Source organism: Pseudacidovorax sp. RU35E, from assembly GCF_900156165.1.
In the GTDB taxonomy this organism is placed as follows: domain Bacteria; phylum Pseudomonadota; class Gammaproteobacteria; order Burkholderiales; family Burkholderiaceae_C; genus Xenophilus.
In genome coordinates this window covers 84,079-107,671 of record NZ_FTMY01000007.1, presented here as the reverse complement: position 1 = coordinate 107,671, position 23,593 = coordinate 84,079, and the positions used below count along the sequence as shown (strand labels likewise).

Here is a 23,593-nt window from a genome sequence, read left to right as displayed (position 1 = left end):
AGGCTTCAGTCCCGACGCTCGCGTTGGTGCAGCTTTTTGAGTGTGTAGAGCGCTTCGAGCGCCTCCCGGGGGCTCATCGCATCGGGGTCGAGCGTGGCCAGCGCGGATTCTACGGGGCTCTCCTGCGGCGTCTGGGCTGCGGGCGGCGGCGCGAACAGGTCCACCTGGGCCTGCGCCTGCGTCTGCTGCGACTCCAGGGCTTCCAGCGCGCCGCGGGCATGGTGAAGCACCGCCGCCGGCATGCCGGCCAGCCGCGCCACCTGGATGCCGTAACTGCGGCTGGCGGGGCCGGGCTGCATCTCGTGCAGGAAGACGATGTCGCGGCCGCTCTCGGTCGCGCTCACGTGCATGTTGAGCGCGGCGCGGTGCGTGGCCGGAAACTCCGTCAGCTCGAAATAGTGCGTGGCGAAGAGGGTGAAGGACTTGGCCTTGTCGTGCAGATGCGCCGCGATGCCCGCCGCCAGCGCCAGGCCGTCGAAGGTGCTGGTGCCGCGGCCGATCTCGTCCATGAGCACCAGCGAATGCGGCGTGGCGCTGTGCAGGATCTGCGCAGCCTCGGTCATCTCCAGCATGAAGGTGGACTGGGCATTGGCCAGGTCGTCGGCCGCGCCGATGCGGGTGTGGATGGCGTCGATGGGCCCGAGCCGGCAGCTCGCGGCCGGCACGCAGGAGCCGATGGAGGCCAGCAGCACGATGATCGCCACCTGCCGCATGTAGGTCGACTTACCGCCCATGTTCGGGCCGGTGATGACCTGCATGCGCTGGCTGGGCCCCAGGCGCGTGTCGTTGGCGATGAACGCGCCGCTGGATTTTTCGGCCAGGCGTGCCTCCACCACGGGATGGCGGCCCTGCTCGATCTCGATGCAGGGATGGGCCACGAAGCTGGGCGCGTTCCAGTTCAGCATGTGCGCCCGCTCGGCCAGGGCCGCGAGGGCGTCGAGCGAGGCCAGCGCGGCGGCCACACGCGTGAGGGCCGGCACATGTGGCTGCATCTGATCGAGCAGCTGCTCGTAGAGCCACTTCTCGCGCGCCAGGGCGCGGTCTTGCGCCGACAGGGCCTTGTCCTCGAAGGCCTTGAGTTCGGGCGTGATGAAGCGCTCGGCGTTCTTCAGCGTCTGGCGGCGGCGGTAGTGCTCGGGCACGCGCGACAGGGCGCTCTGCGTGATCTCGATGTAGAAGCCATGCACGCGGTTGAACTGCACTCGCAGGTTGGCGATGCCGGTCAGGGCGCGCTCGCGCGTCTCCAGCTCCAGCAGGAAGCCGTCGCAGTTCTCGCCGATGGCGCGCAGCTCGTCCAGCTCGGCGTCGAAGCCGGTGGCGATCACGCCGCCTTCGCGGATCAGCGCGGCGGGTTCCGGCTGGATGGCACGCGCCAGCAGCTCAGCGCAGCCCGGTGGCGGCACCAGCTCTTCGGCGAAGTAGCCCAGCAGCGGCGCGCCCTTCGGCAGCAGCGGCCCCAGGCGCTCGCACTTGGTGAGCGCCAGTTGCAGCGCGACCAGCTCGCGTGGCCGCACCTGGCGCAGCGCGACGCGCGCGGCGATGCGCTCCACGTCGCTGGTGTTCTTGAGTTGTTCGCGCAGCAGCTTCCAGGGCGCGGCGGTCTCACCGGGCGCCGGCGCGCGAAGGGCGCCGACGGCGCCCAGTCGGGCCTGGGCCTCGGCCCGGTCGCGGCGCGGCGCCAGCAGCCAGCGCTTGAGCATGCGGCTGCCCATGCCGGTCATGCAGCTGTCCAGCAGCGAGAAGAGGGTGGGCGATTCCTCGCCGCGAAGCGTCTGCACCAATTCGAGGTTGCGCCGCGTGGTGGCGGGCAGCTCGATCAGCTCGCCATCGCGCTCGACGGCCAGACGCTGCAGGTGCGACAACGTGCGGCCCTGCGTGTGTTCGGCATAGCCCAGCAGTGCGGCGGCGGCGGCATGGGCCTGGCCCAGCGAGTCGGCGCCCCAGGCCGCCAAGCTGGCAGCGCCCAATTGCTCGCGCAGCTTGCGCTCGCCCAGGCCGGGGTCGAACTGCCAGGCCGGCCGCACCGACAGCGTGAAGCCGCCCGGCTCGCGCTGCAGCTTCAGGCGCTGCTCGAAGGCGGGCGTGACCTCGGCGCTGTAGAGCAACTCGCTCGGGCCCACCCGCTGCAGCCAGCCTTCGAGCGCATCGGCTTCGCATTCGGCCAGGTGCACCTCGGCGCCGGTGACGCTGAGCCAGGCCAGGCCGCAGGCGTTGCGAGGGCCGGCATGCACCGCCATCAGGATGGCATCGCTCTTGTCGGCCAGCAGTTCGGCGTCTGTGAGCGTGCCGGGTGTGACCACGCGCACCACCTTGCGCTCGACCGGCCCCTTGGCGGCGCCGACCTCGCCCACCTGTTCGCAGATCGCGACCGACTCACCCAGCTTGATGAGGCGCGCGAGGTAGGTGTCGACCGAGTGGAAGGGCACGCCGGCCATGACCACCGGCGAGCCCGCCGACTGGCCGCGTGTGGTGAGCGTGATGTCGAGCAGTCGCGCGGCCTTCTCGGCATCGGCGTAGAACAGCTCGTAGAAGTCGCCCATTCGGTAGAAGAGCAGTGTCTCGGGATGGTCGGCCTTGAGGCGCAGGTACTGCGCCATCATGGGCGTGTGATGCAAAAAGTCCGGTGTCGTAGATGCTTGATCTTGCGGGCTTTTTTCTTGCAAGTGCTTGTCGGTATTCACAAAGGTCCGGGTTCGATGTCGCCGACTCACGCTAACCGCACTCATCCGCGCTTCACTACACTTGGGCAAACGGCGTAGGTTTTAGCCCTGGTTTTTCAAAAGCTACACCAGGTGGTGCGGCGAGCCTCCGGGAAATCTACGCCAAGGATTTCCCATGCCGTTCGATGCGCGCGAGGCAAAGCTGCTGCAGCCTGGCCAGACGATTATCGTGCCCGAGTCTCCAGGCCTGCGCCTGGCGGCCAGCACCTCGCGGCGGTCCTGGGTGTACCGCTACAAGGCTGCCGATGGCCGGATGCGGCAACTGACCATCGGCCAGTGGCCGGCGATGACGCTGGCCAAGGCCCAGGCGCTCTGGGAAGACCTGCGAGCCGGCCGCAAAGGGGGAGTCGATCCCGTCGACGCCAAGAAGGCCGCGAGGGCGGCCGCGGCCGCGCCAAAGCGCCGCGCTGCTGGCTATCCAGTGCGGCAGTTGGTGCAGGACTACTTGGGTGGCCACATTGACGTCCACCGCAAGCCGAAAGGGCGTGCAGAGGTCCGGCGCCTGCTCGAAGGCTACCTAGGCGCAATCGACGACCACCAGGCCGCCACGCTCAAGCGAGCCGACGCATTCAGCCTGCTTGAGGGCTTGGCCAAGACGCCGGTGCTCGCCGGCCAGATTCGGCAAGAACTGGGCGCGGCATGGGACTACGCGCTCGACGCCGGCAGACTGCCCGAGGAAACGCCCAACTGGTGGCGTCTCATCATGCGCGGCCGCCTGCGCAGCAAAGGCAAGCTGGTACAGGGGGAGCGCATCACTGCCAAGCGGGTGCTCAGCGACGTCGAGCTCGGCCTGCTACTGCGCTGGCTGCCCAACTTCACCAGCCTGATCGACGACGGCCTAACGCTCTACCTGTGGACCGGTGCGCGAGGCGCCGAGATCGTGGCCATGGAGGCCAGGGAGATCTCCGAGGAAAACGACGGCCTATGGTGGACGGTGCCTAAGGCCAAGACAAAGACCAGCCGCATCGAGCACGCCACAGATCTACGCGTACCGCTGGTTGGCCGGGCCGAGGCAGTCGTCCGCCGGCGGCTGGCCAACACGCCGAGCGGTTACCTGTTTCCGAAACGGCCGCCGGCGGAAGGGCCGGTCGACCAGAAGGTGATGGGCGTGGCGGTCTGGTACCACATGCCTTACTCGAAGACGCGGCCGGACGTCCTGCGGCCGCGTTTGCCGGTGGAGCACTGGGCGCCCCACGATTTACGCCGCACCGTTCGTACCCAGTTGGCGGCGATGGGCTGCCCTGATGCGGTGGCGGAGGCTGTACTGGGCCATCTCCCGCCCGGCATCCAAGGTGTTTACAACCGCCACTCTTATGACGTCGAACGCCGCATTTGGTTGGAGAAATGGTCCGCTAGACTTGAGGAGCTCGCACAGCAATAGGGTATCGGAGTTATGCCAGAAAATCCACACGCGACATTCTTAGACAGAGATTTAGCGGAGGCCGATGTCAAAGCTTACTACTCTGCTCAGGTCGATATGCTGGAGCAGCTGGTCAATTATGGATCGAATCTAGTGCCAAGAGCGTTAGCTTCGTGTCCCGCTACGGATAAACACATTCTCATTTGCGGTACGTTGCTGAAGCAGGTTGTAATGATGCTAGACGCAGCGCATGTGCTTATTTCGCGCTGCTGCTGCGATGCGGCGTTCGTTCCGCTTCGAGCCGCTTTTGAAGCCTCCCTTTATCTCGAATGGATGATTGCTGATACTACGGACGAAATCGCGTCGGCATATCAGGTTGCGCAATGGAGAGAGCAGCGGATCTGGGCGGAACGAGTTATTCCTTCTACAGAGGAAGCTCAAGAATACAGAAGGGCGTTTGCCTCTTGGGTCGATGAGGGGCCCGTGGTCACTGACGCGCAGCTTGAACAGCAGGCATCCGAAGCCATTGCAATGCTTGATCAGCATCTTGCTTCAGAAAAATACGCTCCGATAAATATCAAATTCCAACAAGCCAAAGATAAGCGAGGGGTTGAGACCGATTGGTTTAAAGTCGCGGGTGCGCCCTCTATCGCGGCAATCGCGAAAAGAATAAACAAGCGTGAAAAATACTCGTTTTTCTATGGGAAGGCGTCAAAGCTGGTCCACGCAAGGGACATGAGCACTGCCGTCATTGTTGAAGCGACGCGCGTGCGATTGACGCCAATAAGAAATATTAAGAGCTTTAATGAGTTGTTTATATATTTCACTTCGGTCGCGTTCGATAGTTATTTTGCAATACTGAAAGAATACAGGTCTGGAGAGATCGCCGCGTTCAGAAAACAGTACACGACTGATTGGCGGCCGGCAATGCTCTCAATACCTTCAATTAATTTCAGTTTTCGCGATCCTGGTTAACTTTTCTTCGGCAAGTGTTGGAAGGAGGCGGCAGATCCGCGACTGGTCTACTTTCCGCCCACTCCATCACCTCTCGAAGCAGATAGCCGACGCGCTGCTTGCTCAAGAGCCGCGGTTTGGGGAATCGACCCTGGCGGATCTCTTCTTCGATGGTGCTGCGCGAAAGCGCGGTCGCTTCCGGCAGCTCTTCCTTGCTGAGATAGAAGCGCGGCACGGTCATGTCACCGCTCCTGCAAGTCCCTGCATCACGCGGCCGCCGGTGCAGCGAATCTCGGCTTCGACGCGCACCGCAACTTGGCGGAACTCGCTGTAGCTCAGCTGCTGCAGCTGGAACTCGTGCAAGTCGACGGCCGTGTCGATGCGCTCGATCTCGTCGACGTGCAACTCGGGCGGCAGCCAGGCGCCGCTGACCATGGCGCGCCGCTGGATCTCGCGCAGGGCCACTTCGGCGCCGTGCACGTGCTCGCTGAGGCCGCGCACCACGCCCTGGTGTTCGATGCCCTGGGCCACGTTCATGGCGCTGGCCGCGGTAAACCAGTCCATTTCCGTGGCTACGCCACGGGCGAGTGCGCGCGCGGCCGCGCGCAGCGGGTCGATTGCGCTGGCGATCTCGGGCGGCGTCAGCCGCGTGGCGCCGTTGCGCGCCAAGCGCACCGGGTCGAGCGAGATCCGCCGCGGCCGGCGGGGCTTGCGGCCATGGGTCATTGTTGACCTCCTCGGCCGTTCCATCGAATGGCGGCAGTCGGGCCCGGCCAGCGCGGGCGCAGTGATTGGATGTAGCCAGAGGCGTAGATGCACGGCTCTGCGTGGACTTTGAGCAGTAGGCCCCTCGGGCGAGCGAAGAACCCGTAGAGCGGAACACCGCGCCGGGTCGGTGAAAGAGGCGTGTTCAAGCTAAACCGCCTTCCGATATGCGCGGAACCTGGCGGCTGACGCGCCACGCGGTCCAGGCGCGTCCGGCGACGAAGCCGGCCGAGAAGATGAAGGCCGCGCTGCCGAGCGTTACCAGGGCGAGGAAGGTCTCGGGGCTCACGGCAGCACCTCCAGCTCTTCGGCGCCGAAGGTGGACTCGCAGGCCTCGTGCTTGCCATCGGCCGGGAAGGCGATGACCCAGCCGTCAGCCTGCAGGCGCATTGCCTCACCGGTGCGCCACTCGAATGCCGCGCGCTGCATCGTCAGGCCAGTGCGCAGCACGCGCACCTGGCTGCCCGGCAGGACGTCGGCCAAGTAGGGGTCGATGTGTTCGACCAAGATCATGACCGTGTCGCTCGACCGCGGCCCATACACAAGTTGCACGCGGCCATCGTTGGTGGTGCCCGTGATTCGGCCGACCCTTCCACGGACATTGCGACGCAGTACGTCTATGTCGCGCACGCGCACCAGGTCGCCGATTTGAAAGACGCGTGGCGATAGGACCTTCTCTGTGGTCGGGAAGGGCCACGCCTGCGTCAGCTTCAATGTGGGGTGCGCGGCGTCCGGCGCGGCGAGTGCCGCGCCTTCCTCTTCTGCCGCGGCCGCGGCCGCCTGGCCATGCGATGCGGCAGCTGCCGCAGCGCCCTCCAGCCCTGCGCCGTCAGGCGCCTGGTTATGACTCCCTTCCGCAGCGCGCAGCGCATCGGCGATGCCGGCACGGGCCTCGGATTCACGGGTCTTTCCAGCACGGGCCTTGCCCCTCGCGGAAGCGGCGGGCGCCGCAGGCGGGGCGGTTGCGGCGGATGCCTTTTGGGCCTTGGCCGCGGCCTTCTCGGCTTTCTTGGCCTCGGCCGCTTCCATGTCGGCGGCGCGGTCCTCGCTTTCCATCTCGCGATGCACGTCGGCCTGTACTGCGGCGAGGTCGACGCCGGCCATGTGGATCAGCTCGAAGAGCGGCGTGCGTGGGCCTTGCTGGGCTTGGGCGTCCTCGTCCCATGCGTCGTAGCCGTCCTCGGCGTCCCAAAGCATCCAGCGCAGGAAGATGGTCGGCAGCTCGGCCTCGGGGGCCATGCGCAGGCGCTCGGTGGCCTGGTCTTCATCGAACTCGTCGCCCAAATCCAGCGCGGGCCCGAACGACGATTCGTTGTAGCCACTGAGTTTGTCGAGCAGAAACGCGCGCAGCAGCTCAGCGGGGATCGCGTCCATCGTCTTGAGCTTGGCATCGGCCGCGGCCAGCACCTGCCGCCGCCACCGCTCTTCATACTCGGGGCGCTCATCGATGGGCTTGCGGCGCTCGACCTTCTTCACTTCTGCCGCATCGGCCTCAGTCTTGGCCGCGCGCTTCGCCGTCCGTGTCAGGCCGTGCTCTGCAATCAGGCTCTTCACCTTGTCGACGGTCAGCACTTCGTGCACGGCGCCCGTCGTCGGATGCTTGACCAGCACGGGCGGCGGGCAGTGCTTGCCCAGCGCTCGGCGCAAGGTGGTGCCGTCGACGTCAAGCTGGTAGTCAGGATGGGCGTCGAGGTCGTAGTGGCCTGCCAGCCACTTCCCGCCGTAGGAGCCGGCTCCGGCCAGCTTCTCAGCCTTGGCCGCCTCGATGACCTTTTTGCCCTCGCGCTGTGCCTCCTCGAACCGCCGGTCATCGTGGTCCTTCTCCTTGGCCCGATAGCACGTCGTGTCGATGCACAGATCCGGGCTGTCGACGTCGGCGAACACGTCGGGCTGCGCGCCGGTGCGCTTGGGGCAGGACATGCAAGCGCCGGCGCCGGCGTTGAGCGTAGCGTCCTTGATGTCGAACTTCGTGCGCTTGAGCGACAGCATCACATTCGTCTGCACCCACTGCTGCAGCTCGACCTTGCTCATGGGCGAGCCGTACCGCTCTTCCCCCGTGGCCTGGCCCAGCGCTTTGATCTGCAGCTTGTCGTTCGGGATGCGCGCCACGATGAGGGCCTTGCTGAAGTCCAGCTTGCCTTTGCGCAGCGCCTCGCGTCCGGCGGGGTTCAGGTCCAGCAGCTTGAGGCGCTGGTACACGTAGCTGCGCGAGCGGTCCACGCGCTCGCCGATCTCTTCCTTGGGCACGTGCGCCTGCTCGACCAGGCGGTGGTAGGCCTCGGCCTCCTCCAGCTCGCTGAGGCCCTTGCGCTGCAGGTTCTCGACGATCTGGATCTCCAGCACCTCGGTGTCGTCGAGCACGCGCACCATAGCCGGGATGGTCTTCAGCTCGGCGAGGCGGGCAGCACGCCAGCGGCGCTCGCCGGCGACGATCTCCCAGCCCGGGCGGGGCCGGCCAGCGTCCCTGCGGGCCGTCTCGTCCAGCCGGTTGGCCGGCAGCACGCGCACGATGATCGGCTCCAGCACGCCCAGCCGGCGCACGCTGGAGACCAGCTCCAGCATCTCGGGCTCGGTCTCGTCGATGTGCCGGTTGGTGAGGCTGGGCACGATTTGATCGACTGGCAGCTCAGCCGGTGCGCCGGCGTCTGCGGCCGCGGCGGTGCGCGGAGTGGACTTGGCCTTCATGAGCTGCATGCAGGCCTTGCAGTGCCGCTGCAGGCCATCGGCGTTGCTGGCGTTCTTGCTGAACTCGTCGACCGGCTTGGCCGTCTTGCAGGCCGTGCACGTCTTCGAGTCGACGGGGGTGGCGATCTCAGCCATTGGCGGCTCCTTCCTGGTGGGCCTGCAGGTCGGCCTGCAGCTGGGCCAGGGCCTGGCCGGCGCGCTCGTAAGCGCGCACGGCCTCGGCCAGGCTGGTGTTGAGGGTGGTGATGGAGGCGGCAATAGCTGCCGCGTGGGGCGTCATCGCCTCGGGCGGCCGATCCTGCGCGACTCGGTCAGGCATGGGAGAGAGCGCAGCTGCAGGCGATGCCGCGACTGTCTCGGTGGGTGGCGTCCATCCCGGCAGGGCCAACACCAGGTTGTCGCCGACACGGTGGCGCATCAGCGCGCCGCCGAGGAGCGCGGCCTTGCAGATCGCGGTGAGGTGCCCGGCATTGGCGCCGGTCATGGCTGCGGCCGCGGAGTACGTCACGCACCCGCCGTTTGCGCGAAGGTGCTGCACGATGACGTGCGGCACGCTGCCATGCCGCGGCGTGTAGGCCGTGATGCCGCGGCCCTTGATCGGCGTCAGTGACCGCGGCGCGCCGGCAGCCTGCGCGCCGGCTTCGGGCTTGCTGTTGGTCGTGCTGCGGCCCTGCTTGAACACCTGGCCCGGCACGGTGGCCACCGGGGGGGGCGCTTGCTCGGCAACGGGCAGGGGCGAGGGGATCGGCGGCGGAGAAAGAGGAATCGGCGCGGCCGTCGCGCCCTCGGGCACGGCCACGCTCGTGACAGCTCGCGAGGGCAGCGGCATGGCGGGCAGCGGCGCCGCCAACTCGGCGCGCATCTCCGCGCGCGACAGGCGACGATCACCCATGCGGCTCGGAATGCTCATCGCGTCATAGGCACCCGGGCGCGCGCTCTGGCGCGCCAGGTCCTCGCCCGTGTACGTGCCGGTGGGGACGTAGCGGCTCATCGCGCAGTCTCCAGCTCCATGAACGCATCGAACACCAGGCGCTGCAGGTGGGCGATGTCATGGCTGTTGGAGAGCACGACGCTGGGGTGGAAGGCGCTGCCGTCCGTCGCGCTGACGTGATGGCCTTCGGTCGTGGTGCTGGCCTCGATGCCCGGGCGCGTCACCTGCCAGATCCTGCCGCCGGCGCCGTGGATGCAATCGGCTTCGTTCGCGAAGCGGCAGTCCGTCACCACCATGCGGTCGTGGCCCGCGCGGGCCAAACCGGCCAGGCGCGCGGCCAGCTGCCGGGTCCAGTAGTTGGCTGACTGGCGCCGCCGGTACTCGGTGCCCCACCACTGCATCACCTGGCGCGGCGTGCGTGCCTGCTCGAGCCATGCCTGGGCCAGCATCCCGCGGCCGTCGCGATGCTCACTGCCGATGGTCAACGCCACCGCCCCGACGAACCCCAGCGGCGCCCGTGCCATCGCGAGCGCCGGCGTGGGCAGGTGCTTGGTTCTGGGGTCCGACAGCGTGGCCATGTCCACGTCGAAGGCCTCGGCCACCTCGGCGCGCAGCGCGTCGCCGAAGGCCAGCTTGACGAAACCCAGGTGCGTCACCAGCAGGTCGGCGACGGTATCTTTGCCCACGCCAGCGAAGCCGGTGAGCGCGATGATGTGCTGTTTGCGGGCCACGTCAGGCCTCCTTCGTATGGATGGTCTGCACGCGCGGAAAGATCACGCGCGTGCCAGCCCAGGGGGTGGTCAAGGTGATGTGCGTGCCCTTGCGCAATGCGCGGGCGCGCTCTTCTGCCAGTGCCAGGGTGGTCTCGGTGTAGACCTGCTCGGCGTGGTAGTGGTGGCCTGCCGCGGACAGCGGTTCGATCTCCAGGCACAGCACCGGCACGGTGTGCTGACCATCGCCGGCGGGTTTGTGGCGGATCTGCGCATCCTGCGAAAGGCGGCCGCGGATCTCGATGGTCACGGTGCCGTCGCCGAAGAGATCGGCGCCAGGCGCGGACGCGTGGGCAGCGGGGGACGTCAGCTCCATGGCCACATCCGAGCAGTGAGAGCACACACCGACAGCAGCGTGACGAGCACGATCACCATCAGCACCAGCCCGATGGCGATGTCGCACGCACGGCCGCTATTGGGATGGTCGTCGGGGTCGTAGAGGCGGCGGACCTCATCCATGGCCGCGAGGCGTTCGGCCCGCTCCAGCAGCTCGGCGCGCTCGCTGGAGCGCGATTCGGATTGACTCATGCGTGTCTCCTGAAAGCGCGCGTCATGTCGCCATCGACCGCATGGCCACGCCGCAACATGGCCCGCGCGATGGCGGCCTGTTCCTTGATCGATGAGCCGGCCTGGCGGACCTGGCCGAAGTAGCTGTTGCCCGTCGCGTAGAGCTTCCCGGGCGGCAGGGTCTCCAGGCGAGTCAGGGCCGTGCGCAGCGTCCGCGGCCGCGTGGTGCGGCGCCAGGGCTTGATCAGCTGGCCCACGAAGTCGATGCCCCGGCTGACCGGCTGCAGGATCGTCTTGCGGGGGTTCAGCTGCAGCCGAAGCGCGTCCAGCTTGGCCTCGATGCGCGCATGCGCCTCGTTGAGCCATTGGGGGCTGTCGTGCAGCAGCACGAAGTCATCGACGTAGCGCACGTAGTGCGGCGCGCGCAGCTGGTGCTTCACATGCTGGTCAAGCCCGTCCAGCAGTACGTTCGCGAAAAACTGGCTCGACAGGTTGCCGATGGGCAGGCCGCAATGCGCCGGCGCGTTCATCAGCCGCTTGTGCTCAGGCACCAGGGCCAGCTCGTGCGGGCGGGCCCGCAACAGCACGTCCTGCCGCGGGTCGTGCATCAGCACGGTCTGCGTCAGCCACATCCACCACGGCTCGGTCACCTGGCGCTGCAGCGCCGCCAGCAGCACCCGCTTGTCGATGAAGACGAAGAAGTTGGAGAGGTCGCATTTCAGGTAGTGGGCCGGACGGCTCCAGTTGTGCGTGACGCTGCGGACCTGGTGCTCCAGGCGCCGGGCCGCGTAGAGGGTGCCGCGCCCCGGAATGCAGGCGCAGCTGTCGGCCACGAAGCGCGCGTGAAAGCGCGGTGCGATGTGGTTGTAGAGAAGGTGATGCACGACCCGGTCGCGAAACTCGGCCGCCCACACCTCGCGCGGCCGCGGACGGGTCACGACGAAGCAGATCGAGCGGCCAGGCCGGTAGCTGCCGCTGCTCAGTTCCTCGTGCAGCGAGTACAGGTGGTGCTCGGCCCGGGCCTCGAAGGCCTGCGCACTCGCGCTGTTGCGTTTCGTGCGCCTGCAGTCGAGCCAGGCCGTCACAAGCTTGGCGAACAGGTCGGAATCTGCGGACGGCAACGGCGGCCAGCTCGGCCGACTGGTGGTTGTTGTTCTGGTTGCCGTTGTTGAAGTTGCAGTTCCACGCGTACGAGGCGTCATCGCGCTATGGAGGCCGTCCTGCCGAAGGCTTGCGCCGATCAGCGGGGCGGCTGCACCGGACGCACCGCGCGCAGGCGCGGCCGTATCCGTGGCGTGCATGTCGGTGGGCTTGTGGCCCAGCGGCGCGACCAGATTCACCTGGCGCACGGGCATGAGAGTCGTGACCGTCATGCTGCAGGCGCCTTCCTGTCCGCGGACTTGAGCCATCCACCCGCCTGCCGCCCGATGCTCCCGAGCAGCTCCACAGACTCAGCCCAGAGCTTGGGTGAGAGCCGCCGCATGTCGAACACCACGCGCAGCATCACGGTGACGGCGCGCTGCTTGGTGAGCAGCGCCTGCAGGTACTCGGCGCGGTGCTGCTTCTGGGCTGCGTTGGCCAGCGCCATCAGCTCCAGGATGTCGACGCAGTTCTGCGTGATCTTGTCGCCCATCTGCCGCTTGAGTTCGCGCGGCATCTGGACCTGTGCGCGCACTGCCAGGTTGAGCAGCTGCACGCCGGTGCGATAGATGGGGAGATCCGAATGGATGGCCATGGGGCTCAGCTCGAAAGGATCAAAGGACCGAAGGACTCAGCGAATCCTGCGGACGGCAACGGCGGCCAGCGCGGCCGACTGGTGGTAGTAGCTCTGGATGCCGTTGTCGAAGTAGCAGTCCCACGCGTACGAGGCGTCGTCTTCGTGGACCTCGCAGGACCAATGGCTGCGGCCGAGGAGATGCGGCTTGCAGTTGGCAAAGAGCAGGGCCTGTTCCTGCCGCGTGGGCAGTTCGCCGCCCTGGGCTTCGGCCCATGCCCGGGCCTGCTTCCAGCCCACGTCAGTGGCCACGCCGGCCATGAGCATGAGGTGATGCAACACCTGGCCGTCGTCGTCGATGACGGCGCCGGCGTAGCGCTCGCCCTGCTTGAGTGCGATGGAGGCGCCGGCAATCTCCACGACGCGGCTGGACTGCTCGGCCTTGTACTGCTGAACCATGCCCGCGACTTCGTCGAGGCGGGCTTCGATGGCTTGAAGGGTGATGGTCATGGCGTCACGCTCCAAGCATCAAAGGATCGAAGCACTGATCGGAATCTGGCGGACGGCAACGGCGGCCAGCTCGGCCGACTGGTGGCTGGTGCTCTGGTGGCCGTAGGCGAAGTAGCAGCACCACGCGTACGAGGCGCCATCGGGCTCGCTGGTCCAGTGCCAGGTGCGCGGCAGCTGGTCTTTGACGTGGGTGAAGAGCAGCAGCGCCACGGCGCGCGACGGCAGCTCGCCGCCCTGTTCCTTGGCCCACGCCTGCGCAGCGGGCCAGTCCTTGCTGTCGGCGCGGCCGGGCAGCAGCACGACAGCGAAGTGCTGACCGGCCTTGTCGGTGGTCAGGCCGGCGAAGATGCCGCCAGCCAGCGCGGCGCCCAGTGCGGGCAGCACGGTGGGCGCGAGGGTGTTCTCGGACGTGGACATGGGAATCCTTTCAGGGGTTGCGGAGGAAGGGTGTGCACCTGGGTGCACGGGGTGGGAAAGCGGGGGAGCGGTCAGCGCAGCGGGCCACCGAGCGCGAACGCCGGGCCCTCGCGCTCCAGGTCCTCGGCGACCTGGGCGGTGATCGCCAGGGCGTCGGTCTCGTCGGGTAGATCCAGCACATTGGCCACGGCTGGCAGCACGCCAAACAGGATGAAGACCAGCGCACCGATGGCCCAGGAAGGAAGGGCGGCCGGGTTCATCGCTGCTTGTCCCGACGAGCGTGGCGGATGACTAGACTGGCGCCATCACCATCACTGCCGGAGGGCGTCCATGTCAGCTGAAAGCCGAATCGACGAAGCAGACTTTGCGCATGCCGTACGAATCGTGGCGGCGCAGGTTGTGGCTGAGCAGCTGGAGAAGGGAGCAGGGGAGCACTGGCTGGAGACGCGGCTGCTTGCTGCGTACGAGGCGGTGCAGAACGCACGGGCGCAGATTGCGAAGCTGGAGGCAGAGACGCCTGAGCGTTGATGCTGCCGGCCGGGCGCTGATAGCCCCAGGCAGTGATGCCTGCGATGCTGCGCTTGACGTGCTTCCAGCCCTGCTCTTCCAGCCAGAGGCCGACCGCGCGGTCCATGCTGGCTGAGCTGGTGGCGGCGCCGATGCCCAGCGCCCGCGTCACCTGGCCCAAGGTGACGAAGTCCGTGCCCGAATGCACTCCGCCAGCGGGCGCTGCATCCGGAGTCCTGGAAAGCACCTCCCTCAGCGCCGAATCCAATGCGGGGTGCATCCGGTTCTGTCGCTGCATCGGCAGGAAGAGCCGCGCCTCCTGCTCCTCGTTCGGCCAGTACGGCGCCCCGATGCGGTACTGTGCAACGGCCTCGGCGAAAAGCTGATCGCGATTGGCGCGCACCCACTCCACGTCGATATCCGCTACTACGGGCACAGGCCAGAACCGACGATTGCCCGCAGCGTTGAGGTAGTCCGTCGACCCGGTCGTGGCGATGAACACGCATTGCCGCGGCTGCTGCACGAAGTGGCCGCGATACGCCGGACGGTAGGCGTCGGCCGTGCTGGAGATCTGCTGCTTGAGCGCCGCCAGTTCGTGCCCGCGCATCGCAGACAGTTCGGACACCTCATACAGCCAGCAGTCCTTCAAGACCGGCCCCAGCGGCTCGGTGGGGTCGAAGGCCGCATCGGCATACCACGTCGCGCCGGCCAGCGCCTCCACCAGCGTGGACTTGCGCGAGCCAGGCCGGCCCTGCAGCACCACGCAGTAGTCGAATTTGCAGCCGGGGTGCATGGCGCGCTGAACCATGCCCAGCACCAGGTACCGGCCGACCAGGCACAGGTAGTCGTAGGTGTCGGCGCCGACCGAAGCCGGCGTGTGATGCAGAGCCAGGGGGAGCCAGCTATCGAGGCGCGACTGGCCGTCGTGCTGCAGGCCTTGGAGATAGGCCTGCACGGGGGTGCCGGTGTCCACCGGTGCGGTGTTGCGGGCGCTCATGGCGGCGCCTCAGGCCTGGACGGCGTCTTCGAGTCGCTGGGCCTCGGTCACCGGGCAGCCGGTGACGTGGTGGGCCTTGCGCAGGGCGTCCTCGGCATTGGTGGCCTGCAGCTGCACGAAGGGCAGCACGCCGGCCTCGGCCATGGTGGGGGAGCCCAGCTTGTCGAGCGGGGCGTAGAAACAGCGGTAGGTTGTCACTTGGCTCTCCTGCGCACATCGTGTGCGGCGGAGAGAATACTAAGCGGGCCGCTTTATATGGTCAAGCAGGATGCTTGCAAAAAAATACGCGGGCCGCTTCATACGGTTGCCCGGAGTCGATCCGCTCAGAAATGGAAAAGCCGCCTAGTGGCGGCTTGGCGGTGAGCATGACGCACGATCAAAAAACGTGCGCGAACACACGGCGTCCGAGCGGCCGAGGTGCGACGTGGTTTGGGTGTCCATCTGCGGTCGACTGTTCCCGCTCACACATCATGGTCAGCGTCTTGAGCGGCGGAGGTGCCTTGCTCACCAGCTCAGCAAAGTCGGCCGCCCACGTGGCGGTATTCGCCGCGGTCAGCTGCCCGGCCGGAACCGATTCGATGGATCGCACGATGCCGGCCGCACGCTCGGCCATTTCTTTGTGCAGCTGCTTGCGGTCTCCGTAGGAGAAGACGAGTGCCATCAAGCCGATGGCCGAGATGGCTGTGCCAATCCATGAAACCGACTTGCCGACGTAGGGACCAAACAACGATGCGCCAAGCACTAGCGTGAGTGCCTTTGTTGCACGGTCCACTAGGTCGAAGAAGCGCTGGCGCTTGCGGTGGTAGCGCACCTGCACCCAGGATTTGTAGAGGATGTCGCAGCGCTTGTCCCAATCGGAGTCCGCTGCTGTCTTGGCTTCCACTGGTTCCATAGTGGGAGCCATTTTGCTTGCCTATTTGCTTGGTGGTCTAGGAGGTGGCGGCGGAGGCGGCGTGTAGTAAACCCGATCACCCTTGTGATTCGGCGTGATTGGCCGCGATGGCGGCGGCGCAGGCGGCCGCGGCGGGGGCGATGGCGACTTTGGATTACTCATTCGTTTCTCCTCACAACTTCCTGCCGTTCCAGGCCCAAAGGACGCGGCCCAAGATGCTCACCTGGGTGTCCCCCTCCAGCACGTCCACGGTCTTGACTGCTGGGTTGTCGCTGCTGATCTCGTGGCGACCGTTGATGCGCTGGCGCACGCGCTTGATGTAGAGCCGGTCATTGGCGCTAATGACGTAGACGCCGTCCACTTTCACCTCTGCCACGCCCGTATCCACCAGCAGCACGTCGCCGTCCAGAAAGGTGGGTGCCATCGAGTCGCCATAGCCGTGGATGAACCGCAGGGCTTGGAGCTTCGTAGGTTTGAGCGTTCGCAGCGCCCATTCGGGTGAAACGGAAATGCGGCCAACCACCACGTCGTCGGGCAGTTGATCGGAGCCGTCGCCCATGGCGCCAGAGTTGGCCAGCAGTGGCACGACCAGCTCTTCAAAGCCTGGCAGGTAGGCAGGAGAAGGCGTCACGGATAGGGGCGGGGCTGTCGGCGCATCGTCGTGGTCCACATCCATCCATCCTTCCGGCTTAGCACATCCGCCCTCAAGGCGGCGCGCCATCGCGCTACCCATTTCGCGCGGCTTGCCCGACGCCTTGTCGATAGCCTGGTTTCGGACTTGGCTTAGGTAGATGGAAGTGCTGCCGGCCGCCTCTGCGACAGCCTCAAGGGTTCCCCTCTCGCGCACGAGAAGTTCGAGGTTCTCGCGACGAATCGTTCCCACTGTTTTCATGTGTGGATTGCAAGCGAGGCGCTTAGATTGGTGAAGAAGCAGCCTGCTTGCGGCAATAAAGCGGCCCGCTTAAGATCGCGCTATGAACCTCCTCGACTACGTCACGAAGTCGCGCGGCCGACAGAGCGCGATTGCCGCCGCCATCGGCTGTCAGCCGGTGCTCGTCAGTCAGTGGGCCAACGGGGTGCGCCGCGTCCCCGCCGAACGCTGCCCCGCCATCGAGCGGGCGACGGGCGGCGTAGTCCGCTGCGAAGACCTTCGCCCAGACGTCGCATGGGACGTACTGCGAGCGCAGGCAGTTCCGGCGTCGGTTCCCTCGCAGGAGGGCGCCCATGCCTGATAGGTGGCCTAACTCCAGGCGGGACCGAGGCAGCGCAGAGTTTCTTGGAAGGCCTCGATGTTTCGCACGTACATCTCCTCGGCGGGACCTTCGACTGACGGTCCATGAGCCAGTCGCTTCGCCAATTGCGATTCCAGCAGATCCACTATGTGCGGGGCCTCGATGAGTAGAGCGGACACCAGGACTTCTTGGATCAACTGCATCGCTTGCAGCGTTCCCTGCATTTGGAAGGTGAGTTCGGCCAAGCCGGTGAATGCCCGCGTTTCCGCTTCGTTCATGTCTGCCCCTCCAGGGGATGGTTGTTGTGGGACTTCCATTCTGCCCCTGGGGGGTGCAGGCGCCTGCCCATCCATTCAGGAGAAAAGCTATGCGTAAGCGAGTCGCACGTCGACCTTCCACCAAGCCCTCCGAGCGCATCCGACGGAGAGGAGATCGGTTCGGCAGCAAGGAAACCGTGACGTTCATCCACAGGTCTGTGTACCAGCCGGATGTCTGGCCCACAGTCTTTACCAGTTCCGCCGGTCCGAAGCGAACGCAGCGGCCGCAGCTGGGCAAGGTTGCCGCCGCCGAGATCAAGCGGGCGTTGGTAGACGCGGCCGGGCGCAACTCCACGGCGCTCCCGATGCGCTTGGCCGATGAACTGCTGACGGCACTTGCGCTCGTGGATTCGTGCGTGGTCGAAAAAAAGCCCGGCGCTTGAAGTTGGCCTGCGTGCTTCATCTTTTTGCACCCGGCCGCCGCGACATCCGGCGCGCCGTTCAACGTCTCCTCCCTCCTTGTGCCTGGCCGTGGTTGGCGGCCTTGGCGCGACTGGGGCGGCTGGGTGGTTTTCTTCATTCGCTGCTGCATGTCGGCAGTCTCTTTTTTTTGCCCGCCGCGGGCATTCCGAAAGGTTCCGAAAAATTCGGAACGCTTCGGAACCCCGCGTGACAACGACTTAGGAGGAGTCCGTGGAACCCAAGCTGTTCTATGACGATGAGATCGACGCCCTGCGCGCTCATGTGCAGGCCATGGGCGGCACCAAGGAAGTGGCCGCGCGGATCTGGCCCGACAAGACACCGATGGCCGCACAGCGTCAGCTGTCCGACTGCCTCAATGCCAACCGCAGCGAGCGGCTCAGCCCTTCGCAGCTGCTGCTGCTGATGCGATTGGGGCGTGAGCAGGGCGTGCACATCCTGGCCGAGTACCTGATGGGTGAGGCCGGCTACTCGCGCCCAATCCCGCTCGATCCCAAGGACGAGGCTTCGCAGCTGCTCGCGAAGTTCGACGAATGCATGTCGCTGGCCGGACAGCTCGCCACGCGTATGGAGCGCATGCGGGCCTTCGGTGGCCTGAAGGCGGTCGGGTGAGGCCGGCGGGAGAGGTCAGCCAGGCCTTGCTGCAGGCCGCCGCGGCCCTGGCCACCGAGGAACGGGCACCCACGCAGCGCGAGCTGGCGATGAAGGCGCAGGTGGGTTTCACGGCCACGCGCTTGACCATCAAGAACCTCGTGCGTGCGGGCCATCTCGTCAGGGTGCGGGCGCGCGCCGTGGCGTACTGCAACAAGCCAGTGGCCGAATACGCGCCGCCAAGACTTGCGCAGCGGGGCAGCGGGTCGCCCGCTGAGCTGGGCCGCGTGCTGGCCGGCTGGGGCGCTGCGGCGTAGAGGTTCGATGACTTCTCGCGAACCGCTGCCCCCCATCAACTACGGGGCGCTGGGCAAAGCCTTGCTGCCGATGGCCGAGACACTGCTGCCCCAGTGGCTGCCTGGTGGTCATCGGCGGGGGCCAGAGTACGTGTGTGGCTCCGTGGCGGGCGGCAAGGGCCGAAGCTTCTCGGTCAACGTCATCACCGGCAAGTGGAGCGACTTTGCGGCCAACGACAAGAAGCTGACGGGGGGCGATCTGGTCGGCCTGTACGGTGCGATCCATGGACTGGAGAACTGGGAGGCCGCGCTGGAGCTGGCCGACCAGTTCGGGCTGCATGACATTGCCGGCATCGTCAAGCGCGGCAAGGACGTTGCGGCACCGCGGCCACCGCCCTCGGCGCCCGTTGCAACGGCGTCAGCGCAGCCAGACAAGGAGCGATGGACGCCCATCGTGCCGGTGCCGCCTCATGCCGCGCAGCCTACCTTCTGGCATTACGAGCGGAAGAACCCGGTGCACCGTGCGGCCTATCGGGTCGATGGTGACCTGTTCGGCTTTGTGGTGCGCTTCATCGACTCCAGCGGCCGCAAGGTCACGATGCCGTACGTCTACGCCAGCAGTGATCGTGACGGTTCACAAAAGTGGCAGTGGCGGGGGTGGGAGGAACCGCGGCCGCTGTTCTATCCATCAGGCCAGCAGCCGGGGGCCCGCACCGTCATCGTGGTCGAAGGCGAGATCAAGGCCGAAGTGCTCCAGGCGCTGCTGGACGCGCATGCCCCCGGCATCTATTGCGTCGTGTCCTGGCCCAACGGCAGCAAGTCTTGGCGGATGGCCGATTGGTCCTGGCTCGCTGCCAGTACCGTCCTTCTCTGGCCCGACTGCGACAGCAAGCGCGTCCAGCTGACCAAGCAGCAGCGTCAGGAATGTGGGGGCGACGAGGCGCGACTTGCCGAAGCCATGGCACTGCAGCCGTTCATGGCGGCGCGCGAGCAACCAGGCATGGCGGCAATGCTGGGTATCGGTGCGCTGCTGCGTGACACGCACGGCTGCGCCGTCTCCATGCTGCCGTGCGAGCCGCCGGGCGTGCTTCCCGATGGCTGGGACGCGAGGGACGCCATCGAGGTCGACGGCTGGGGCTTCGACGAGGTCATGGCGTTTTTCGCGCGCGCGACAGTGCTGACCGCGTCGACGCCCAGTCCGCCGCCCCCTCCACCCGGCCCACCACCGCCCGCCAGCGACGGCCCCGCTGACGCTGGGGGTGATGATGAAGACGACGGCATTCCGACTTGGCTAGAGCCGTTCTACGATTTCAAGCGCCGCAGCTGGCGGGTATCACGCAGCCTGGTCATCGCGGCGCTCGAGAACGACCCCAAGCTGCAGGGATGCCTCGGCCGCAACTTGCTCTCCAGCCGTATCGACGTTCTCAAGCCTTGGCCGTGGCCGCATGGCGAAGCCGGGGCGCTCAGTCGCGATGCAGACCTGATGCTGGGCGACTACTTCACGTCGCGCTATGGCATCCCCAGCATCTCACGGCCGTCGCTGTATGAGGCCATGGAGACAGTGGCCAGCAAGTGCCGCTTTCACCCCGTGCGCCAGTACCTCGAAGGCCTGCAGCACGATGAGAAGCCACGGCTGGATAGTTGGCTCATCTACGTCATCGGCGAGAAGCCCGAAACCCTGACTGAGTCGATGACGCGCTACTTGCGCCTGGTGGGCCGCTTCTGGCTGCTGGGCATGGTGTACCGCGTGATGCAGCCGGGCTGCAAGTTCGACTACTGCCCGGTGCTGGAAGGAAAGGGCGGCCTGCGGAAGACGACGATGGTGGAGGCGCTCGCATCCACCGACTGGTACAGCGCCACGCCCTTCGACGTCGGCAAGGGTAAAGAAGGCCAGGAGCAGGTGCAGGGCGTGTGGTGCTACGAGCTCGGCGAGCTGGCCGGCTTTGGCAAAGCGGCCATCCAGTTGATCAAGGCGTTCATTTCGGAGAAGGTTGACCGCTACCGGGCGGCCTACGCGCGCGACGTCGAGGCCTTCCCACGCCAGTGCGTCATGGTGGGCACCACCAACGAGAAGACCTACCTGCGCGATCGGACCGGCAACCGGCGTTTCTGGCCGATCCCGGTGCGGCACCAGATCAACACCGACTGGATCGTCCGAAACCGCGACCAGTTGTTCGCCGAGGCCATGGCCTTCTACCGGAAGGGTGAACGGTACGCGCCCACGCCGCAGGAAGAGGCCGAGCTGTTCGTGCCACGGCAGGAGCTGCGCATGGTGGAGACCACCGTGCAGAGCGAGCTGCTGCGCCTGCTGACGCGCGACCCTGACGGTACCGAGTCCGGCAAGGTCATCAACAACCTGGCGGAGTTCGTCACGCTGGGCCAGCTGACCAAGGCGCTCGGCGCCGACCCCGCGAAGAGCGGCGCCGGCCTGGACCGCGAGGTCGCCGGCTGGATGGAGGCCGAAGGCTGGGAGCGGTGCAAGAAGCAGATCAACGGGGTACGTGCCTGGGGCTACCTGCGGCCGAGAGACTGGCCACCGGAAAGCCGCCAGGACGATGAAGAGGAGTTCGTGCAGGCATCGCACGGCAGCCAGGTGGACGCGCCGCGTGCCCCTGCGGCGCCGGCGCCTGCACGCAACCAAGGGCCACATGATCAGTGGGGCGCCGATGACGAGCCATTCTGACCAGCGAGCGGTGCGGCCAGCACCGGAAAAGGTCGTGGCTCGGGAATCGCGCCGCGTGGCAATGACTGCGGGAGGCGAGATTCGCGGCAGTCGTTGCGGCGCGGTAGCGGGGACATCGATGCACGGCCCCATGACCTAGGTGTCCATGTGTCCACGGTGGCCATGGGTTTCCTGCGAGCCCATGGGTACTGCTCTTCCCTCAAAACCGAGGGTTGAGGCTGCTGCATTGCCACCCTGGACCGACTCGCGACCTCGCCCTTACTGCGGGCGCAGGCGCATCGGCGTGCACCCAGGTGCACGCTCGCGCGCGCGGCTGCCCCCGATCTCCCGTATCTATTCCCTGAAAGAGCATGGACACCATGGACACAAGGCCACCAGAAAGACGCAGCCCGGCCCAGGTCGAGCAGCTCAAGACCGAGATCAAGGAGCGGATGCCCGAGGTCTATGCCGCCATCCAGCAGAAGGCCAGGGTGGTCGGCAAGCAGGCATTCGCGTGGGTCACGCTGGGCTTGCGCGGCGAACCGAATTGCTTCTACGCCATCGAGCGCGGCCGGGTCGTGGGCACTCCCTTCGACCAGGCGGTAATGGCCGACGTGGCGGTCGCCATGGTCCAGTTCGGTTGCAGCTTCGTCTGCATCTGGCCCGATGCGCAGAAGGGCAGCGATGGCGCGGCTTGACTGGGTGCACTCGCGGCTGAAGAACTGGGAGCGGTGGCACTGCCAGCAGCGTGCTGGTGGGCTGGGCTTCGCCACGCAGTCGGTGTTCCTGAATGAGTTCCCCGGCGCTGACCGCGTGTCGCGCATCCCCATCGATGAGGTCGAGGCCTCGATTACGAACGATGCTGTCGAGGCGCTGAAGGCACCGCGGCCCGTCCTGTACCAGACGCTGTACCTGGTGTATCCCTTGGGCCTGGGCCCGACCGGTGCGGCGAAGCGCATCGGCTGCCATACGTCCAACATCCATGCGAACCTGGGTGTTGCAGACCGTGTGCTGGCTGCCTGGTTCACTGAGCGGGCCGAGAAGCAAGCTCGCCTTCGGGCTGACGTCCAGGCTGCATACGCGCGGGTCAGGGGTTTTAGTACATAGACGGTTTTGGTAAATTCCGGCAACCCTGTGTGACACCTGAGCGCAAGGAAAGTGAAACCCGCCCGCGGCAACGTTGGCGGGTTTTTTGTTGGTCAAACCCAGCACGCAACCCCACGCGGCCTGCATCCTTGCAGTGCTCTGCGTGATGTGCTGGCCCCAGCGCGCGGTGGGCAAACCGCGCGCCACCGTAACGCCCGCCGGCCACTGACGCTGCGCCTTTCTCCTGCAGCAGCCGGCGGGCGCGCCGGATCACCCCATGCCCTTCGCCGCTCCTCGTCCCTGCTCTCATCCTGGCTGCCGCTCCCTCGCGGTCAAGGACGGTCGGTGCGCTGATCACCAGCGGCAAGCCTGGGCGAAAAAGGCCGGCGCCACGAAGCGCATCACCGGCCGGCGCCTGCAGGCAATGCGCGCCGCGCTGTTCGAGCGCGATCCTCTCTGCGCCAGCTGCAAGGCGGCTGGACTGGTGGTCCTGGCGACCCAGCGCGACCACATCGTGCCGCTCGAAGAGGGCGGCGCAGACGACGCCAGCAATGAGCAGGGCCTCTGCACCCAGTGCCACGACGAAAAGTCGCTTGGGGAGCGCCTGCGGGGCCTCCGAGGGGCATTCCCGAGGGGGTCGCGCGGGTCGGTCGACCCGGGGGTGGGTCGAAAGTCTGGCGCTGCCGGCCGGAAACCGAGCGGTTCCCCGTGAATTTATGGAGAGGGATAACTACCCCCCTGGGGTTTGAGTAGAGGTGGTCATGGAAGATGAACCGAGCTTCTCGGTCGCGCTGCCTGCGGTCGGGAATGCCCGCGCGTCATCGCGCACCGATGTGATTTCCCCCGAGCCGCCGCCCATGCTCAAGCTTTCGAGCGAAGAGCTGGTGCTGTTCGAGCACATTTGCTCCACGCTGCGCGAAGCGGGCGTCGAGCACCTCACGGCGGGCCTGCCCATCGTGATCATCGTGCGCACGTTCGCCGACTGGATCAAGGCGGCCCGGAAGTGCGAAGAGGATGGCCGCACGCAGACCTCCAAGACCGGCTGGGTGACCCCCACGCCGTGGGCGGACGACGAGAAGCGGCTGAAGATGGAGTTGGGCCAATGGCTACCAAAGGCGTGCTTGACCATTCCGTCGCTGGCCCGCGTGCGCAAGGACACGGGCGAACAGGGCAAGCAGGACGACCTGTTCGCCGATCTCGTAAACCACGCCACTGCCTCACCCGGGCTCGTGTCAAGGCACTGACGCCGGCGCACCCGGA

30 protein-coding genes are annotated in these 23,593 nt (G+C 66.5%); 11 read left to right on the top strand and 19 right to left on the bottom strand.

Features of this window, described 5'->3' with window-relative positions; all coding sequences use genetic code 11:
- Positions 1-5: 5 nt before the first annotated feature.
- Positions 6-2,600 carry a DNA mismatch repair protein MutS gene (gene mutS, locus BXA03_RS14075; RefSeq protein ID WP_076508818.1) on the bottom strand — a complete coding sequence of 865 codons (2,595 nt, stop codon included), beginning with the start codon at positions 2,598-2,600 and terminating at the stop codon, positions 6-8.
- A gap of 235 nt (positions 2,601-2,835) precedes the next feature.
- Between mutS and BXA03_RS14070 the strand changes: the two genes are divergently transcribed.
- A complete protein-coding gene (locus tag BXA03_RS14070; protein ID WP_076508816.1) occupies positions 2,836-4,101 on the top strand; it encodes a tyrosine-type recombinase/integrase in 1,266 nt (421 codons plus the stop codon).
- A 12-nt stretch (positions 4,102-4,113) separates the two neighbouring features.
- A complete protein-coding gene (locus tag BXA03_RS26565) occupies positions 4,114-5,055 on the top strand; it encodes a DUF5677 domain-containing protein (RefSeq protein WP_143476313.1) in 942 nt (313 codons plus the stop codon).
- On the opposite strand, the gene BXA03_RS14065 is transcribed toward BXA03_RS26565, so the two are convergent.
- The 17 genes from BXA03_RS14065 to BXA03_RS13990 form a co-directional block, all read right to left on the bottom strand.
- Positions 5,033-5,275, bottom strand: coding sequence for a helix-turn-helix transcriptional regulator (locus BXA03_RS14065; RefSeq protein ID WP_076508814.1), 243 nt, complete (start codon positions 5,273-5,275; stop codon positions 5,033-5,035). The genes BXA03_RS26565 and BXA03_RS14065 overlap by 23 nt on opposite strands.
- A complete protein-coding gene (locus tag BXA03_RS14060; RefSeq protein ID WP_076508811.1) occupies positions 5,272-5,760 on the bottom strand; it encodes a hypothetical protein in 489 nt (162 codons plus the stop codon). Before BXA03_RS14060 ends, BXA03_RS14065 begins: the two co-directional genes overlap by 4 nt.
- A 184-nt stretch (positions 5,761-5,944) precedes the next feature.
- Positions 5,945-6,088, bottom strand: a complete 144-nt coding sequence (locus BXA03_RS26875; protein ID WP_159444720.1) for a hypothetical protein — start codon at positions 6,086-6,088, stop codon at positions 5,945-5,947.
- Complete coding sequence (locus BXA03_RS14055) at positions 6,085-8,619, bottom strand: ParB/RepB/Spo0J family partition protein (RefSeq protein WP_076508808.1); 2,535 nt, start codon at positions 8,617-8,619, stop codon at positions 6,085-6,087. The genes BXA03_RS26875 and BXA03_RS14055 overlap by 4 nt, the downstream gene beginning before the upstream one ends.
- A complete protein-coding gene (locus tag BXA03_RS14050) occupies positions 8,612-9,475 on the bottom strand; it encodes a hypothetical protein (protein ID WP_076508805.1) in 864 nt (287 codons plus the stop codon). Before BXA03_RS14050 ends, BXA03_RS14055 begins: the two co-directional genes overlap by 8 nt.
- Positions 9,472-10,146 carry a nucleoside/nucleotide kinase family protein gene (locus tag BXA03_RS14045; protein WP_076508802.1) on the bottom strand — a complete coding sequence of 225 codons (675 nt, stop codon included), beginning with the start codon at positions 10,144-10,146 and terminating at the stop codon, positions 9,472-9,474. The genes BXA03_RS14050 and BXA03_RS14045 overlap by 4 nt, the downstream gene beginning before the upstream one ends.
- Before the next feature lies 1 nt (position 10,147).
- Complete coding sequence (locus BXA03_RS14040) at positions 10,148-10,501, bottom strand: hypothetical protein (RefSeq protein ID WP_076508800.1); 354 nt, start codon at positions 10,499-10,501, stop codon at positions 10,148-10,150.
- Positions 10,492-10,713, bottom strand: a complete 222-nt coding sequence (locus tag BXA03_RS14035) for a hypothetical protein (RefSeq protein ID WP_076508798.1) — start codon at positions 10,711-10,713, stop codon at positions 10,492-10,494. The genes BXA03_RS14040 and BXA03_RS14035 overlap by 10 nt, the downstream gene beginning before the upstream one ends.
- Positions 10,710-11,813 carry an RNA-directed DNA polymerase gene (locus tag BXA03_RS14030; RefSeq protein WP_234983688.1) on the bottom strand — a complete coding sequence of 368 codons (1,104 nt, stop codon included), beginning with the start codon at positions 11,811-11,813 and terminating at the stop codon, positions 10,710-10,712. Before BXA03_RS14030 ends, BXA03_RS14035 begins: the two co-directional genes overlap by 4 nt.
- A 248-nt stretch (positions 11,814-12,061) precedes the next feature.
- Positions 12,062-12,427 carry a four helix bundle protein gene (locus BXA03_RS14025; protein ID WP_076508796.1) on the bottom strand — a complete coding sequence of 122 codons (366 nt, stop codon included), beginning with the start codon at positions 12,425-12,427 and terminating at the stop codon, positions 12,062-12,064.
- Positions 12,428-12,463: 36 nt separating this feature from the next.
- On the bottom strand, positions 12,464-12,916 hold the full coding sequence (locus tag BXA03_RS14020; RefSeq protein ID WP_076508794.1) for an Lcl C-terminal domain-containing protein: 453 nt from the start codon (positions 12,914-12,916) through the stop codon (positions 12,464-12,466).
- A gap of 18 nt (positions 12,917-12,934) precedes the next feature.
- On the bottom strand, positions 12,935-13,333 hold the full coding sequence (locus tag BXA03_RS14015) for an Lcl C-terminal domain-containing protein (RefSeq protein WP_083716083.1): 399 nt from the start codon (positions 13,331-13,333) through the stop codon (positions 12,935-12,937).
- A 71-nt stretch (positions 13,334-13,404) separates the two neighbouring features.
- Positions 13,405-13,593 carry a hypothetical protein gene (locus tag BXA03_RS14010; protein WP_076508792.1) on the bottom strand — a complete coding sequence of 63 codons (189 nt, stop codon included), beginning with the start codon at positions 13,591-13,593 and terminating at the stop codon, positions 13,405-13,407.
- Positions 13,590-14,837, bottom strand: coding sequence for a virulence-associated E family protein (locus tag BXA03_RS14005; protein ID WP_076508789.1), 1,248 nt, complete (start codon positions 14,835-14,837; stop codon positions 13,590-13,592). The genes BXA03_RS14010 and BXA03_RS14005 overlap by 4 nt, the downstream gene beginning before the upstream one ends.
- Before the next feature lie 9 nt (positions 14,838-14,846).
- Positions 14,847-15,035 (bottom strand): hypothetical protein, encoded by a 189-nt coding sequence (locus BXA03_RS14000; RefSeq protein WP_076508787.1) that lies wholly within the window; start codon positions 15,033-15,035, stop codon positions 14,847-14,849.
- Between the two features lie 178 nt (positions 15,036-15,213).
- Entirely contained in the window at positions 15,214-15,729 is a 516-nt protein-coding gene (locus tag BXA03_RS13995) for a hypothetical protein (RefSeq protein WP_143476312.1), read from the bottom strand.
- A 172-nt stretch (positions 15,730-15,901) separates the two neighbouring features.
- Positions 15,902-16,621 carry a S24 family peptidase gene (locus BXA03_RS13990; protein ID WP_234983687.1) on the bottom strand — a complete coding sequence of 240 codons (720 nt, stop codon included), beginning with the start codon at positions 16,619-16,621 and terminating at the stop codon, positions 15,902-15,904.
- Positions 16,622-16,703: 82 nt separating this feature from the next.
- Between BXA03_RS13990 and BXA03_RS13985 the strand changes: the two genes are divergently transcribed.
- On the top strand, positions 16,704-16,961 hold the full coding sequence (locus BXA03_RS13985; RefSeq protein ID WP_076508779.1) for a transcriptional regulator: 258 nt from the start codon (positions 16,704-16,706) through the stop codon (positions 16,959-16,961).
- A gap of 8 nt (positions 16,962-16,969) precedes the next feature.
- Here BXA03_RS13985 and BXA03_RS13980 read toward each other — a convergent pair whose 3' ends face one another.
- Positions 16,970-17,239 (bottom strand): hypothetical protein, encoded by a 270-nt coding sequence (locus BXA03_RS13980; protein WP_076508777.1) that lies wholly within the window; start codon positions 17,237-17,239, stop codon positions 16,970-16,972.
- Between the two features lie 176 nt (positions 17,240-17,415).
- Between BXA03_RS13980 and BXA03_RS13975 the strand changes: the two genes are divergently transcribed.
- The 8 genes from BXA03_RS13975 to BXA03_RS27220 all read left to right on the top strand — a co-directional run bounded on the left by BXA03_RS13975 (position 17,416) and on the right by BXA03_RS27220 (position 23,577).
- Positions 17,416-17,661 carry a hypothetical protein gene (locus tag BXA03_RS13975; RefSeq protein ID WP_076508774.1) on the top strand — a complete coding sequence of 82 codons (246 nt, stop codon included), beginning with the start codon at positions 17,416-17,418 and terminating at the stop codon, positions 17,659-17,661.
- A 250-nt stretch (positions 17,662-17,911) separates the two neighbouring features.
- The gene (locus BXA03_RS13970) at positions 17,912-18,310 is read left to right on the top strand and encodes a hypothetical protein (protein ID WP_076508771.1); all 399 of its coding nucleotides are present in this window, start codon (positions 17,912-17,914) and stop codon (positions 18,308-18,310) included.
- On the top strand, positions 18,307-18,606 hold the full coding sequence (locus BXA03_RS13965) for a hypothetical protein (protein WP_076508768.1): 300 nt from the start codon (positions 18,307-18,309) through the stop codon (positions 18,604-18,606). The genes BXA03_RS13970 and BXA03_RS13965 overlap by 4 nt, the downstream gene beginning before the upstream one ends.
- Positions 18,607-18,613: 7 nt before the next feature.
- Positions 18,614-21,268, top strand: coding sequence for a VapE domain-containing protein (locus BXA03_RS13960; RefSeq protein WP_076508765.1), 2,655 nt, complete (start codon positions 18,614-18,616; stop codon positions 21,266-21,268).
- A gap of 350 nt (positions 21,269-21,618) precedes the next feature.
- Positions 21,619-21,945, top strand: coding sequence for a hypothetical protein (locus BXA03_RS13955; protein ID WP_083716081.1), 327 nt, complete (start codon positions 21,619-21,621; stop codon positions 21,943-21,945).
- Positions 21,932-22,354, top strand: a complete 423-nt coding sequence (locus tag BXA03_RS13950) for a hypothetical protein (protein ID WP_076508762.1) — start codon at positions 21,932-21,934, stop codon at positions 22,352-22,354. Before BXA03_RS13955 ends, BXA03_RS13950 begins: the two co-directional genes overlap by 14 nt.
- 256 nt (positions 22,355-22,610) lie before the next feature.
- Positions 22,611-23,045 carry an HNH endonuclease gene (locus tag BXA03_RS13945; RefSeq protein ID WP_083716080.1) on the top strand — a complete coding sequence of 145 codons (435 nt, stop codon included), beginning with the start codon at positions 22,611-22,613 and terminating at the stop codon, positions 23,043-23,045.
- 49 nt (positions 23,046-23,094) lie between these two features.
- Positions 23,095-23,577, top strand: a complete 483-nt coding sequence (locus BXA03_RS27220) for a hypothetical protein (protein WP_143476311.1) — start codon at positions 23,095-23,097, stop codon at positions 23,575-23,577.
- The last annotated feature ends 16 nt before the right edge of the window (positions 23,578-23,593 follow it).